Source organism: Ruoffia sp. FAM 26255, from assembly GCF_045528525.1.
In the GTDB taxonomy this organism is placed as follows: Bacteria; Bacillota; Bacilli; order Lactobacillales; family Aerococcaceae; genus Ruoffia; species Ruoffia tabacinasalis.
Genome location: NZ_JBGQQX010000025.1, coordinates 17,366 through 32,204, shown reverse-complemented (window position 1 = coordinate 32,204; position 14,839 = coordinate 17,366). Strand labels below are relative to the sequence as shown.

General features: G+C 36.6%; 11 protein-coding genes. All 11 read left to right on the top strand.

The window, feature by feature from the left end; genetic code table 11:
* Window positions 1-269: 269 nt before the first annotated feature.
* The 11 genes from ACEN31_RS06380 to msrB all read left to right on the top strand — a co-directional run bounded on the left by ACEN31_RS06380 (window position 270) and on the right by msrB (window position 14,832).
* On the top strand, window positions 270-1,298 hold the full coding sequence (locus ACEN31_RS06380; protein WP_407108962.1) for a helix-turn-helix domain-containing protein: 1,029 nt from the start codon (window positions 270-272) through the stop codon (window positions 1,296-1,298).
* An 8-nt stretch (window positions 1,299-1,306) separates the two neighbouring features.
* On the top strand, window positions 1,307-1,888 hold the full coding sequence (pgsA, locus tag ACEN31_RS06375) for a CDP-diacylglycerol--glycerol-3-phosphate 3-phosphatidyltransferase (RefSeq protein ID WP_407108966.1): 582 nt from the start codon (window positions 1,307-1,309) through the stop codon (window positions 1,886-1,888).
* A gap of 152 nt (window positions 1,889-2,040) precedes the next feature.
* The gene (locus ACEN31_RS06370) at window positions 2,041-3,297 is read left to right on the top strand and encodes a competence/damage-inducible protein A (protein WP_407108961.1); all 1,257 of its coding nucleotides are present in this window, start codon (window positions 2,041-2,043) and stop codon (window positions 3,295-3,297) included.
* Window positions 3,298-3,375: 78 nt separating this feature from the next.
* Window positions 3,376-4,443 carry a recombinase RecA gene (gene recA / locus ACEN31_RS06365; RefSeq protein WP_138403694.1) on the top strand — a complete coding sequence of 356 codons (1,068 nt, stop codon included), beginning with the start codon at window positions 3,376-3,378 and terminating at the stop codon, window positions 4,441-4,443.
* 383 nt (window positions 4,444-4,826) lie between these two features.
* Complete coding sequence (rny, locus tag ACEN31_RS06360) at window positions 4,827-6,386, top strand: ribonuclease Y (RefSeq protein ID WP_138403695.1); 1,560 nt, start codon at window positions 4,827-4,829, stop codon at window positions 6,384-6,386.
* A 244-nt stretch (window positions 6,387-6,630) separates the two neighbouring features.
* Window positions 6,631-8,172, top strand: coding sequence for an IS21 family transposase (gene istA / locus ACEN31_RS06355; RefSeq protein WP_407108965.1), 1,542 nt, complete (start codon window positions 6,631-6,633; stop codon window positions 8,170-8,172).
* Entirely contained in the window at window positions 8,165-8,914 is a 750-nt protein-coding gene (istB, locus tag ACEN31_RS06350; protein ID WP_407108960.1) for an IS21-like element helper ATPase IstB, read from the top strand. Before istA ends, istB begins: the two co-directional genes overlap by 8 nt.
* Before the next feature lie 155 nt (window positions 8,915-9,069).
* A complete protein-coding gene (locus tag ACEN31_RS06345; RefSeq protein WP_138403696.1) occupies window positions 9,070-9,852 on the top strand; it encodes a TIGR00282 family metallophosphoesterase in 783 nt (260 codons plus the stop codon).
* 10 nt (window positions 9,853-9,862) lie between these two features.
* On the top strand, window positions 9,863-12,439 hold the full coding sequence (gene mutS, locus ACEN31_RS06340) for a DNA mismatch repair protein MutS (protein WP_407108959.1): 2,577 nt from the start codon (window positions 9,863-9,865) through the stop codon (window positions 12,437-12,439).
* Window positions 12,440-12,460: 21 nt separating this feature from the next.
* Window positions 12,461-14,395, top strand: coding sequence for a DNA mismatch repair endonuclease MutL (gene mutL / locus ACEN31_RS06335; RefSeq protein WP_407108958.1), 1,935 nt, complete (start codon window positions 12,461-12,463; stop codon window positions 14,393-14,395).
* The gene (gene msrB, locus ACEN31_RS06330; RefSeq protein WP_407108957.1) at window positions 14,392-14,832 is read left to right on the top strand and encodes a peptide-methionine (R)-S-oxide reductase MsrB; all 441 of its coding nucleotides are present in this window, start codon (window positions 14,392-14,394) and stop codon (window positions 14,830-14,832) included. Before mutL ends, msrB begins: the two co-directional genes overlap by 4 nt.
* Window positions 14,833-14,839: the final 7 nt, after the last annotated feature.

Genomic DNA, 14,839 nt, shown 5'->3' with positions numbered 1-14,839 from the left:
GCTTAGTTCCACTAAGCGAATTGGTAGAGTCTGCTTACGCAAGGTATTGAACCGCCGTGTACGGAACCGTACGCACGGTGGTGTGAGAGGTCGACTAGTCAAATAATGGCTAGTCTCCTACTCGATTATCAAAAGCAATTCTATGATATATATGTCTTAAATTTATAAGATTAAAACATGACAAAATACTTTACATTAGAGATTACTAACTTTAAATTCTATGCTATAATACAGTAGTATAGATTTAGATACAAAGAGGAGTCTGTTTTATGAGCGAATTGGGAACTAAATTACGCGAAGCGCGTGTAGAAAAAGGTTACACCCTAAATACATTACAACAAATGACAAAAATTCAAAAAAAATATTTACAAGCCATTGAATTGGGTAATTACGATGAAATGCCTGGCAGTTTTTATGTGCGAGCATTTATTAAGCAGTACGCTGATATGGTTGGCTTAGATGGTGATGAGTTATTAATTGAATATGAGGATGAATTGTCTTCAAGTTCTGACAATTCAAACGATTCTGAAGATGTGGAAGGCGATAAAATTCCGAGTCGTGCAGAACGTTATGTTACTAATGAAAATAATTCTTTTGATGCGGTCGTTGCTTATTTACCAGTAATCTTACTAGTAGCCATTGTAATTGGAATAATGATTGCTTTAGTTTTTGCGATTAATAGTATCGGTCAAAACGACCAACCTGCAGAATCGGTTTCAAGTGAGACGACGAGTATCGTGAGTGTTGTTGAACCGGAATCAGTTGAACAGGACGAGCCAGCGACAGAATCAGATGCTGAATCTGAAACTACTACTGAAGAGCCAGCGCTTGGAGAGAATGATATAATGGTTGGAGATCAAGTTTTAACATTAACTTCACAACCTGGTGAGGCTACGACTTATGAATTGAATGCACCGTTCTCAGAGTATACTTTTGAGTTTGAAGGAAATAACTTTGTGTGGGTTGGTGTATTTGAAGACGGTGTGATTGTACAAGATACAACCATTGTTGAAGATGAAGTGTTAGAACATACCGTGACTCCAGGTACTCAAGAAGTTAGAATTTCCTTCGGATATCCTGAGGGAGCTAATTTATCAGTTAATGGTACGTTAATTGAGCCTCAAGGACAATACTTAACAGAGACGATGATCTTTACAGCAGCGGAAGATAGTGGAGTGGAAACTGAAGATGATGCTATCGAATTAGATATACCAGAAGAAGACGCAACGACTTCTGAAGAAGATTTCCAAGGACCCGCTGTATTAGCACCAGAAGATGGTACGGAGGGAGCTGAATAAACATGCAAATGAATATTGCTAACAAACTGACAGTAGCAAGAATGTTTTTAATTCCTGTGTTCATCATTTTAATGTATATACCAAATCAATTTGGCAATATTGATGTATTGGGAGCAAATATTCCAGTCTTTCAATTTATCGCTGGTTTAGTATTTACCATTGCCAGTATTACTGATTATTTAGATGGTTACTTAGCTAGAAAACATAATTTAATTACATCATTTGGAGAGTTTTTTGACCCCATGGCGGACAAACTATTAGTTATTGCTGCTTTAATTATGCTTGTTCAAGCAAATACAGTTCCAGGTTGGGTAGTCGTGATTATTGTAAGTCGCGAACTACTAGTTACTGGATTGCGAGTATTACTTGCAACTCAAAGCGGTAAAGTAATGGCTGCCGCATGGCCAGGAAAAATTAAAACATTTACTCAAATGTTTGCGATAATATTCTACTTATTTGACGATATTGGTTTTGCGTTATTCAATATCCCTATTTCGACCATTTTAATTTACGTTTGTTTAATATTTACGGTATATTCTGGAGCAGAGTATTTTTACAAAGGTCGACATGTCTTTGCTGATACGCAATAAAATTAAAAACTAATTCGTTTTAAATAAACAACAGCATATTATTTTTAGAACAATTTACTTCATGATAATTTTATCTGGGGTAAATTGTTTTATTTTTAAAATAAATTAATGGAATTGACCATTTTTCTTGTATATATATAGGGGGAGTTTTTTTGAAGGCAGAAATTATAGCTGTAGGTACTGAAATATTAATGGGCTACATTGTGAATACTAATGCGAGTGATATCGCACAAGAATTACTGGATATTGGAATTGGAACGTATTATCAATCTGTTGTTGGAGATAATAGTGATAGAATAAATGAAGCTTTAGAGATTGCATCTTCTAGATCTGAATTAATTATTCTTTCTGGAGGCTTAGGTCCAACGGAAGACGATATTACAAAGCATGTTTTGGCTGAATTTTTAGGTGAGGAATTATATCACGACAAGAAGCAACTCGAGAGAGTCGAAACTTATTTCAAAGATCAAAATCGTGAGATGACAAAGAATAATTATAGACAAGCTTTAACGATTAAAGGCGGAGAAACAATTCTTAACGAAGTAGGACTAGCAGCTGGGTTAATCTACACGAAAGAAAAAGATAATAAAACGATATATTACGTCGTTTTACCTGGCCCTCCATTTGAGATGAAGCATATGCTAAATGAACATGTCAAACCGTTTATTAGAAGTGTGATGGCTAAGCAAGGTGTTATTACTTCTAAATACATTAATTTATATGGCGTAGGGGAATCTTTCGTTGCAGATAAACTGAGTGATTTAATTGAAACTCAAACAAACCCAACGATAGCTATTTACGCTAAACCTAAACGCGTTACGATTCGTTTAACATATAATTCTGAAACCTATGAAGAGTCCGAAGATGTTTTAGATGAATTAGCTGAACAAATTCGTCAACGCTTTACGAAGAATTTTATTGGTTATGGGTCTGAGCAAACTTTTGAAAAATTCATTGTCGACGAATTAAGAAAACATAACAAAACATTATCGGCAGCAGAAAGTTTAACGGGTGGTTTAGTCCTAGAAAAGTTAACGAATACACCGGGTGCTGGAGACGTCATTGTTGGTGGATTTGTTACTTATCAAACAGAACAAAAAGTCAAAATGCTTGGGATACCGGAAGAAATTATTAAAGAACATACGGTTGTCAGCGCAGAAGTTGCACAAGAAATGGCTGAGAGAACGTTAAATTTAACTGGTAGTGATTTAGCTATTTCATTAACTGGTGTAGCAGGACCGAAATCTTTAGAAGGTCATCCCCCAGGAAAGGTCTTTGTTGCTCTAGCAGCAAAAAATCATCCAGTCCAAGTAGCAGAATTAAACATCTCAAATAAACCTAGAAATGTTGTAAGAGAAGTGGCAGAGTTTGAAGTTTTAAACTTAGTAAAAGAATTTTTAAATAAATAGAACATATGTTCGTTTTTTGCTTGCAAAACGATAAAAGTAAAGCTACAATGTAATAGAAATGAAATGGAGGCACAAGTAATGGTAGATAAAGATAGAAGAAAAGCGCTAGACTTAGCATTAAAGGGAATTGAAAAAAACTTTGGTAAAGGTGCAATTATGCGTCTTGGAGATCGTACGGATACACGTATTTCAACTGTACCAACTGGATCTTTACAATTAGATATTGCTTTAGGTGTCGGTGGATACCCAAGAGGACGTATAATTGAATGTTACGGACCAGAATCATCTGGTAAGACAACAGTTGCACTACATGCTATTGCAGAAGTTCAAAAAAATGGAGGCTTAGCTGCCTTCATTGATGCTGAGCATGCATTAGATCCAGATTACGCAGCAAATTTAGGTGTCGATGTAGAGGAATTATTACTTTCTCAACCAGATACAGGGGAGCAAGCCTTAGAAATTGCGGATGCATTAGTATCATCTGGAGCCATTGATATCGTTGTTATTGACTCTGTTGCAGCATTAGTTCCAAGAGCTGAAATTGAAGGTGAGATGGGTGATACTCATATTGGTCTTCAAGCTCGTTTAATGTCTCAAGCATTGAGAAAATTATCCGGTTCAATTAGTAAAACAAAAACAATTGCCTTTTTCATTAACCAAATTCGTGAAAAAGTGGGTGTTATGTTCGGAAACCCTGAAACAACGCCTGGTGGACGTGCACTTAAATTCTATTCATCAGTTCGTTTAGAAGTCAGACGTGCGGAATCAATTAAAGATAGCGGAAACTTTGTAGGGAATAGAACGCGTATTAAAGTAGTTAAGAATAAAGTAGCCCCTCCATTTAAAGAAGCAATGGTAGATATTATCTATGGTAAAGGGATTTCTAAAATTGGAGAACTCGTTGATATTGCTGCTGATTTAGAAATCATTAAAAAAGCAGGTTCTTGGTATTCTTATGGTGAAGAGCGAATCGGACAAGGACGAGAGAATGCGAAAACATTCTTAGAAGAGAATCCAGATATTCTAGAAGTTGTTGAAGCTCAAGTGCGTGAGCACTACTTCACACCAAAAGAAGTTAAAGAAGAAAAAGCTAACGAAGAAAAAGTAGAAGAAAGCACTGAATTACCTTTAGATAGCGAAGAATAATAATAGATAATTAATTCCAATAATTTAGACCAGTTAGCCTGTTATACTTTATAGCAGGCTGGCTGGTCTTTAATTTAATCATAAGAATAATCCCCTTAGATAGTTCCGAGGAAAAATAATTAAATAATATTTTATAAACTAAAAAATATAGTAAGCGATTTACATCAGGTAGCTTCAAAGTTAAGCATTCATAGACCTGAGCACCTACTCCGAGATTTCTATTAGAAAATAATTTGAAAATATCTATATTTTATAATTGTGATTGATTGACTAATTGACAAAATAGTCATATGATAGTATGTGTGGTTGCACACTATTTATTTTACTTAATTTTAACACTAAAATGAATACTTTAAAATTACATAGATCAGGAGGTGACTCATATGGACTTTATGTCAATCGCCTTCGCGATCGTTGCTTTAATAGTTGGAATTATAATCGGCTTTTTAATCAAAAAAGTGTCAGACAATAAACGTATTGAGGGTGCGAAAGCAAATGCTGAAGTCATTGTTGACGATGCAATTAAACAAGCTCAAAATCTTAAACGAGAAGCGCTATTCGAAGCGAAGGAAGAAAATCTAAAGTACCGTAATGAGATTGAGGCGGAATTAAAAGAGCGTCGCAATGAAGTCAGTAGATCCGAGAATCGTTTAATTCAAAAAGAAGAAAATTTAGATCAAAAAGGTAATAATTTAGACAAAAGAGAATTAAATATTGAATCTAAAGAAGATGATTTGAACAAACGACTACAAAGTGTTACTGATAAAGAAGCAAGAGTGAATGAAATAATTCAACAACAAAAAGATGAATTAGAACGTGTCGCAGCATTGTCTCGAGACGATGCAAGAGAGTTAATTATTGACGAAACAAAAGATGGTTTAACTCAAGACATAGCAATAATGGTTCGTGATGCAGAGCAACAAGCTAAAGACGAAGCAGACCGTAATGCGAAGAATATTATACTACAAGCAATTCAAAGAACATCAACCGATATTGTCACAGACAATTCAGTGAGTGTTGTTCAATTACCTAACGACGATATGAAAGGTCGTATTATAGGTAGAGAAGGTAGAAATATTCGAACATTCGAAAGCTTAACTGGTATCGATTTAATTATTGATGATACACCAGATACTGTCGTGTTAAGTGGATTTGATCCAATCCGACGCCAAATTGCAAAAATTGCTTTAGAAAAATTAATCCAAGATGGACGAATTCATCCTGCTCGTATTGAAGAGATGGTTGAAAGAGCTAGAAAAGAAGTTGATGAAAAAATTCGAGAAGTCGGTGAAGAAGCTACATTTGAATTAGGCATTCATTCACTGCATCCAGACTTGATTAAAATCATTGGTCGACTAGCTTATCGAACTAGTTATGGTCAAAACGTCCTAAAACATTCAATCGAAGTAGCTAAATTAACGAGCTATATGGCGGGTGAATTAGGTGAAGACGTTGTCGTAGCTAAACGAGCTGGTTTACTACATGATTTAGGTAAAGCATTAGATAATGAAATCGAAGGTACACACGTTGAGATTGGGACAGAGATTGCAAAACGTTATAAAGAATCAGACGTTATTATTAACGCAATTGCTTCCCATCATGGAGATACTCAACCAACTTCAATGATATCAGTGTTAGTTGCTTTAGCAGATGCATTTTCTGCAGCAAGACCTGGTGCTAGAAGTGAATCACTTGAGAATTATATACGTCGACTTGAACAATTGGAAGAAATTTCAACAAGTTTTGATGGTGTCTCTCATGCTTACGCAATTCAAGCTGGACGAGAAGTCAGAGTAGCAGTTAGACCAGACAAAATCAATGACGCCCAAGCGGCTAAAGTGGCTCATGACATTCGAAAACGTGTCGAGTCTGAGATGAATTATCCAGGAAACATTAAAGTAACGGTAATTCGCGAAACAAGATCTGTCGAATATGCCAAATAATTGAGTTAAAACTACGAGCGTTAATGCTCGTAGTTTATTTTTTTGGTATTAAAGTAATTTTAAAAAGCTAAAAAAGATAAATATAATGCAACAATCAGATGAAGTCGGATCATTGTTAATGCTAAATTAGATTCAGCAATTATTGCTAGATAAGTTTCGGCACTTTATTCCAAAAAAAGAACCAATTCAGTTATACTTTTGCAGTATCAATTGAATTGGAGGATGAAAGGTGAACGAAAAAAAGATGAGTATTTATCATGAAATCCATCGATTACATCGATTGGGATTCAATAAAAGTCAAATTGAACGAAAAGTTGGAGTGAATCGAGACACGGTGAGGAAATATCTGGCAAAGGACTTTAAGGAAATGTCCGAATGGACATATACTTTACAAAATCGAGCCAAGAAATTGGATCCTTACGCAGACATAATTCTGGAGTGGCTGAAGGAGCACAGCGATTTATCGGCTGCTCAAATTGAGGATTGGCTGTTGGAAGAATATCCGGATCTTCAGGTCGGCTCAAGCACGCTACGCTCGTATATCAAACATCTGAGAGATCAGTATGCGATCCCTAAACGTAAAAAAATCCGGCAATATGAAGCCATTCCCGAAGTAGAGATGGGTGCGCAAATCCAAGTGGATTGGGGTCAAACGAAGCAAAAGACAAGAAGCAAAGAAGAAATCAAGCTGTATTTTATCTCTTTTGTTTTATCGCATAGCCGCTACAAATATCTTGAATGGTTGGACCGGCCCTTTACGACACAAGATACCATTCGTTCGCATGAAAATGCCTTTCGTCACTTTGGCGGAATGCCTGAAGAAATGGTTTATGACCAAGACAATTTAATCGCGGTCAGTGAGAACGCCGGAGACCTTTTACTCACCCAAGACTTTCAAGCATATCAACAAGCCTTAGGTTTTGATGTTTACTTGTGCCGCGGGTCAGATCCCGAAACAAAAGGAAAAATTGAACGTTTCGTCGGTTATGTAAAGGCTAACTTCTCAAAGAATCGGGTCTATGATGGACTTGATGACTGGAATGAGAAATCTCGCTCCTGGCTGGAACGCACAGGAAATCATAAAGTACACGGCACAACAAAAAAGAGACCAGATTCAGTGTTCCTTCTGGAAAAAGCACACTTGAAACCAGTCTCTTCAATCAAACACAAAGATATATCTTTCAGAAATAGTATAACAGCTACCGTAAATAAAGACAATACGATTCGCTTTAGAGGGAACCGCTATTCGGTACCGCTTGGTACCTATAAAACCGACGGTTCAAATCAAGTCTATCTTCATGAAAAAGGCCAAGAATTGGTTATTCTACATAAGATTACAGGTGATGAAATTGCGCGGCATACCCTTTCTTTAGAAAAAGGTAAATTGATAAAAAATCGCAACCACAGTCGTGATCGGGAAAAAACACTGCAAAAATACCGCACAGCCATGATTGACCTATTCGAACAAGAAGAGGCAGCCATTCTCTTTATTGATAAAATAACGGAAAAGTATAAACGGTATGTACGCGATCAGTTTATGGTCTTGGAAAAGAGCATTCAAACATACCCCCAAGAAAGGGATGCGGCACTCGCACATTGTATTGAAAACGAACTATGGAGCGCCAATGATTTTAGAGACGTCGCTGCTTATTTGAACCAGCACAGGCCAGGAGATATTCCGAAAGGAATCGAATCAATCTCTTCGACTGCTTCATCAGGTATTCAAGTATCCACACGCTCAATCAGTGAGTATGTCAAAATTTTGGGCGGTGAAGTGAATGAGTAATGGCTTGGAAGAATTACAGCAAGCCTTTAAACAGCTGCGCCTATCTGAGGTTTCGCTTGAGCTTCCTGTATTAATGCGAGAGGCTGAGCAAAAATCTTGGACTTATTATGAACTGTTAAACCATCTCTTGAAATACGAACTAACAAAGCGAGAAGAGAAAAACAAAGCCCGTCGCTTAAAATGGGCGAAATTCCCTTATCAAAAGACGCTTGAGGACTATGATTTAAGTGAGCAAACAAGCCTCAGTGAGCGGCAAATGCGCCAGCTAAAGGAAATGAATTGGTTAGAGCAGCAATACAACCTCATTCTTCTTGGACCGCCTGGTGTCGGCAAAACTCATCTAGCAGTAGGAGTTGGATTAGAAGCGATCGAGCAAGGGTATCAAGTCATGTTTCTCCCGATGGGAGAACTGACGACGATTCTGAAAACAAGCGATTATACACGGAAATCACAGATTGCATTAAATCGGATTAAAAAATCTGACTTAGTGATCATCGATGACTTGATGTATATGGCTATGGATCCAATGGAGGCAAACCAGTTCTTTCAGCTGGTTGACTACTTATATGAACGTAGTTCAATCATTCTGACTTCAAATAAGAGTCCAGATCAATGGGGAGAACTATTAGGCGATGAAGGAGTCGCAACAGCTATTCTGGATCGCCTTCTCCATCGGGTAGAGCTTATTCAGATGGACGATGAAAGTTATCGAATGAAACATCGGCAACGAGTTTTTGATTAGAAATAAGTGCCGAATCTTATCGAGCAGAATCTGCAGAAAACTAATTGGCAAAAAGTGCCGATTTCTACTTGACGTTAACAATCATTCTGTCGGCTTTATTTTACATGAAAATATTGATATGATACTAGGTAAGATTAACTGGAAAGAGGACTCGCATGAAAATATTATTTATAGGCGACATTGTTGGAGTAAGTGGGCAAGAGGCAATTAAAAAATATTTAACTCAACTGAAACAAGAACACAAACCACAAGTAACGATAGCAAATGGTGAAAACATTGCAGACGGACATGGAATTACAGAAACACTTTATAAATGGCTAATGTCATCTGGAGTAGATGCGATTACACTAGGAAATCACGCATTTGATAATCGAAATATTTACGAATTCATTTCGGACGCAAAGTGTTTAGTGCGCCCGGTCAATATGCCAGAAGGAACACCAGGTAAAGGTGTTCACTATGTTAGAGTGAATGATAAGGAATTGGCTATCATTAATGTCATAGGGAATGTATTTATGAAACCCTCACTCGATGCATTTAATTACTTAAAGCCGTTAATCGAAACGGTTAAGAAAAGAACAAACCATATTTTTATTGATTTTCATGGTGAAACAACGAGTGAAAAACAAGCGATGGGCTTTTTATTTGATGGACAAATTTCTGCACTTGTCGGAACGCATACACATGTTCAAACAAATGATGGCAGAGTCCTTCCACAAGGGACAGCTTATATATCAGATGTCGGCATGACAGGTGCTTTAAATAGCGTGCTTGGTTTCCGTAAAGAAGATTCCATTCGACGTTTTACAAGCCAATTGCCAACACGATTAGAACAAGAGATTTCGAATGAAGCAGTTATTAGTGCAGTTGTCATCGATATCAATCCATCAACAGGGTTAGCAAAATCAATTAAAACAATATATCAGCAAATTAGATAGGAAGATGTAAATGGCAAAAAAGACGAAACAAACGCCAATGATGGAACAATATTTAAAGATTAAAGAAAGTTATCCGGATGCATTCTTATTTTATCGTTTAGGGGATTTTTATGAGTTATTTCATGAGGACGCAATCCAAGCATCGAAAATATTAGAAATCACTTTAACATCCAGAAATAAAAATGCTGATAATCCGATACCAATGTGCGGGGTTCCATATCACTCATCCACAGAATATATAAAACGCCTAATTGAAGCAGGTTATAAAGTCGCGATTTGTGAACAAATGGAAGACCCTAAACAAGCAAAAGGGATGGTCAAAAGAGAAGTCGTCAGAGTGGTGACACCTGGGACAATTCTTGAAGATGATGCGATTCCGACAAAAGAAAATAATTATCTTGCGTGTATCCATATCGGTGATAATGGTTATTATTTAAGCTACATTGATATCTCGACAGGGGAATTATATTTAACCAAAACGACTATCTGGAATCAATTAGTAAACGAAGTCAAAGGAATTAACCCTTCAGAGGTGATCATTGATTCCAAGATTGATACTGAATTATTAGAGAAATTAAAACAACATTTAGGTAGTTTCTTTACTTTATTCGAAAGTAGTCATGAATTAACACATTCATGGAAGATAGCTGAACCAACCAATTATGAATTAATAAACTTAAATATGCTTTATGGCTATTTAGAAAGTATTTATATTACTAATTTAGAGCATATTAAAGAAGTCGAGCGTTATGAACTAAGTTCATATATGCAAATGAACTACTATGCGAAGTCACAATTAGAATTGACTCGCTCATTACGTTCGCAAAAGAAAAAAGGTTCTTTACTCGACTTGATTGATAAAACTAAAACTGCCATGGGTGGTCGTAAATTACATCAATGGTTAGATAAACCTTTGCTTGATATGAATGATTTAACTGATCGTCATCAAAAAGTTGAAAACTTAATGGGCTTTTATTTTGAACGTGTGGATTTAATGGACAGTTTGAGCCAAATCTATGATTTAGAACGACTCGTAACGAAAATCAGTTTAGGAAATGCGACAGCACGTGATTTAAATCAATTACGTAATTCATTACAAGGTATTCCTAGAATCAACAAGATATTAGAAGTCATAAACAATCATTTAGCTAATGACGTGAATAGCACGCCATTTAAATTATTAGATGAATATAAACCGTTATTAGAATATGTTGATTCAGTATTAGTGGACGATCCACCCATTTCAATCACTGAAGGAAATATTATAAAAGACAAAGTCAATGAACAATTAGATACCTATAGAGACGCCTTGGAGAACGGTCAAAAATGGCTCTCAGAGCTACAAAAGAGAGAACGTGAACAGACAGGCCTTAAAACGTTAAAAGTCGGTTACAATAAAGTATTTGGCTATTATATAGAAATTAGCCGACTTCAAGCGGCGAACTTTAATGATGACCGTTATATTCGTAAACAAACGCTGACAAATGCCGAGCGATATATTACTGAAGAACTGAAAGAAATTGAAGCTACTATTCTTGGGGCCCAAGAGAAATCAACGTCTTTAGAGTATGATTTATTTATTGCACTGAGAGAACATGTAGCCAAATATGTGAGCGGCTTACAAGAACTTGCTCATGAAGTAGCTACACTCGATGTCTTAGTCAACTTTGCTAATATTAGTGAGTCCGAAGACTATGTGCGAGCGGAATTAACCCATGAAGCTAAAAGAATTGAATTAGAAGACTCACGGCATCCAGTTGTCGAAAGTTTAATTGGGAAAGCCAATTTTGTACCTAATTCGTTATCGGCAGATGATGATCGATCTTTATTCTTACTGACTGGGCCTAACATGTCTGGTAAAAGTACATTTATGCGCCAAATTGCATTTTGTATTATTTTAAACCAAATCGGTTGTTTTGTTCCGGCTAAACGAGCAAAACTGCCAATCGTAGACAAAATCTTTACACGTATTGGAAGTTCAGATGACACGACGAGTGGTCAAAGTACATTCATGGTTGAGATGATGGAGACGAATGTGGCTTTAGAAGAAGCGACAGAGAATAGTTTACTATTATTTGATGAGATAGGACGTGGAACAGCGACCTTTGATGGGATGGCTTTAGCTGAAGCGATTATTAAATACATCGCAAAAAACGTTAAAGCACTGACTATATTCTCAACTCACTATCATGAACTGACTGAATTAGATAAGTCGATTGATGAAGTAAAAAATATTCACGTTGGCGCGCAAGAATACGAAGGAAATTTAATTTTCTTACATAAAGTGCTGGATGGACCGGCAGATAAAAGTTACGGTATCCACGTAGCTAAACTAGCTGGCTTACCAGAGAGCGTCTTAGAAGAGAGTCAAGAAATTTTAGTTGAACTTGAATCCAATGCGAAAAACTTACGTGAATCTGGGGCAGTCCAATTAGATTTATTCGCTGAGCGAGAAGTTGAATTAGTACAAGAAAAGGTACCAGATAATATTCAATCTATTATGGATGATTTACGTTCGTTGAATATTAATCAAATGACACCCATTGAAGCGATGCAAAAACTTTATGAATGGCATCAAGAACTATAGTATTTATTTGGAGGTGATATTGTGGGAATTATCAAGCAAATGCCAGACTTTTTAGCGAATCAAATTGCTGCTGGGGAAGTCGTTGAACGACCTGCCTCAGTAGTAAAAGAATTAGTGGAAAATGCTATCGATGCAGAAAGTACACAAATTATTGTTGAATTAATCGAAGCAGGTATTCAACAAATTAAAGTGAGCGATAACGGTAAAGGGATTATTGCCGAAGATTTACCTATGGCGTTTATGGCACATGCGACAAGTAAGATTTACGAAACAACAGATTTATTCAATATCAATTCCTTAGGTTTCCGTGGAGAAGCTCTAGCAAGTATTGGTTCTGTAAGTAAAGTTCGTGTCGAGTCAATGACAGAAGATGACGATAGTAGGCATTTTATTGAGATAGAAGGGTCTAAGATCATTGAAGAAGGATTGACTCAAGCGAAGATCGGTACAACGGTGGAAGTGAATAGTTTATTCTATAATACACCTGCGCGACTTAAACATTTAAAGACGATCAAGACAGAATTAAGTCATTCCTTAAAATTCATCCAAAATATTGCTTTAGCTTATCCTAACATTCGGTTTAAACTGACTCACAATGGTCAGGAGATTTTCGCCAGTCATGGAAACGATAATCTTCAACAAGTGATTGCGAGTGTGTATCAACCTGCATTAGCAAGAGATTTAATTCCAATCCAAAGCGAATCGGATGATTTCTCGATCAATGGTTTCATTTCTAAACCTACTTTAACTCGTACGAGCAAACAATATATCCATTGGATTATTAACGGTCGTTCAGTGAAGAGTTATATGTTAGATGAAGTATTAATCAAAGCTTATGGTAGACAATTGATGATTGGACGTTACCCCATCGCCATTATTCGCATTCAACTCGATCCAAGACTGGTCGATGTAAATGTTCATCCAACTAAGCAAACGGTGCGCTTAAGTAAGGAAGATGAATTAAGTGAGTTAATTACACAAGCGGTGCACAGAACGTTAGATGTAGTCAATCCAATCCCTTCTTTAGAAGAAAGTGATTTGCCCAATGTGAATAGAAACAATACAAATTATGATCCAGTTCAGTTTAACTTTACGCAAAAAACACCATCAACAAATAACGAACCAAACAGGGGTCAAGATACAGAGCCCGAAGCGAAACTGACAGATTATAAAGAGCAATTGCAAAATGCACTCAATAATAATGACTCAAATCGAAGTAGCTCCATTGGAGAACCGACTGAAGTAAACTATCAGCGAAGCGAACCAACGAACGAAACAATTCAAACGACTGACTTCGATCCTTCGACAACAAATAAGCAGCCTGTAGAAGAAAGCAAACGATATTCCTTAGATTTTTACAGTTTAAGATATGTCGGTCAAATTCATGGAACTTATTTAATTGCAGAAAATGAGACAGGATTTTATTTAATTGACCAACATGCGGCCCAAGAACGCATCCGTTATGAAGACTTAATGAACGAAGAAGTCGACGTTTCAATTCAGCAACAGCTGCTTATGCCAATTATTATCAATTTTACGACAAGTGAAATGGAAATTATTAGCGAATTAGAAGAACAATTCGAGAAATTAGGTCTTTATTTAGAATTGATGGGACCTACAAGCTACAAGTTGGAAAGTTATCCGGATTGGTTGTATTATGAAGAGGTCGAAGGATTAGTAACGGATTTAGTAGAACTATTGAATAAGCAACCGAATCTGACAGTTCAAGAATTAAAAGAACGGTCAATTATTATGCAAAGTTGTCGGGGCGCGATTAAAGCGAATCATTATTTAGATGATAAACAAGCGATCGCTTTAATTCATGGACTGGATGGATTAGAAGATCCATATCATTGTCCACATGGACGCCCAGTGTTTGTCGAATTTGATCAAAACACTTTAGAGAAACTATTCAAACGAATCCAAGATACACACGAGAGAGGGGTATTTAGATGAGTAAAGCAGAAAAATACAATGAAAACATTAATAAATTAGATGAATTACAATACAAGGTGACACAAGAGAGCGCAACGGAACGACCATTTACTGGAGAATATGATGATTTCTATGAAAAAGGTATTTACGTTGATATCGTCAGTGGGAAACCATTATTCTCAAGTTCAGATAAGTATGATGCGGGTTGCGGTTGGCCATCATTTTCACAACCAATTGAAGAATCATTTGTTACTGAACATGATGATTTCAGCTTGAACCGTAAACGTACTGAAATCCGAAGTTCCGATGCTGATTCACACTTAGGTCATGTATTCCCAGATGGAATCGAAGAGCTAGGTGGCCTGCGCTATTGCATAAACTCAGCGGCATTAACATTTATTCCTGAAGAAGAGATGGAAGAAAAAGGATATAGCGAATATCTTAAATACGTAAAATAGGAGTGAA

Excerpts from the sequence above, each read along its gene's own strand:
- ACEN31_RS06380 (WP_407108962.1), top strand. The coding sequence starts at position 270 with ATGAGCGAATTGGGAACTAAATTACGCGAAGCGCGTGTAGAAAAAGGT.
- pgsA (WP_407108966.1), top strand. The coding sequence starts at position 1,307 with ATGAATATTGCTAACAAACTGACAGTAGCAAGAATGTTTTTAATTCCT.
- recA (WP_138403694.1), top strand. The coding sequence starts at position 3,376 with ATGGTAGATAAAGATAGAAGAAAAGCGCTAGACTTAGCATTAAAGGGA.
- rny (WP_138403695.1), top strand. The coding sequence starts at position 4,827 with ATGGACTTTATGTCAATCGCCTTCGCGATCGTTGCTTTAATAGTTGGA.
- istA (WP_407108965.1), top strand. The coding sequence starts at position 6,631 with ATGAGTATTTATCATGAAATCCATCGATTACATCGATTGGGATTCAAT.
- istB (WP_407108960.1), top strand. The coding sequence starts at position 8,165 with ATGAGTAATGGCTTGGAAGAATTACAGCAAGCCTTTAAACAGCTGCGC.
- ACEN31_RS06345 (WP_138403696.1), top strand. The coding sequence starts at position 9,070 with ATGAAAATATTATTTATAGGCGACATTGTTGGAGTAAGTGGGCAAGAG.
- mutS (WP_407108959.1), top strand. The coding sequence starts at position 9,863 with ATGGCAAAAAAGACGAAACAAACGCCAATGATGGAACAATATTTAAAG.
- msrB (WP_407108957.1), top strand. The coding sequence starts at position 14,392 with ATGAGTAAAGCAGAAAAATACAATGAAAACATTAATAAATTAGATGAA.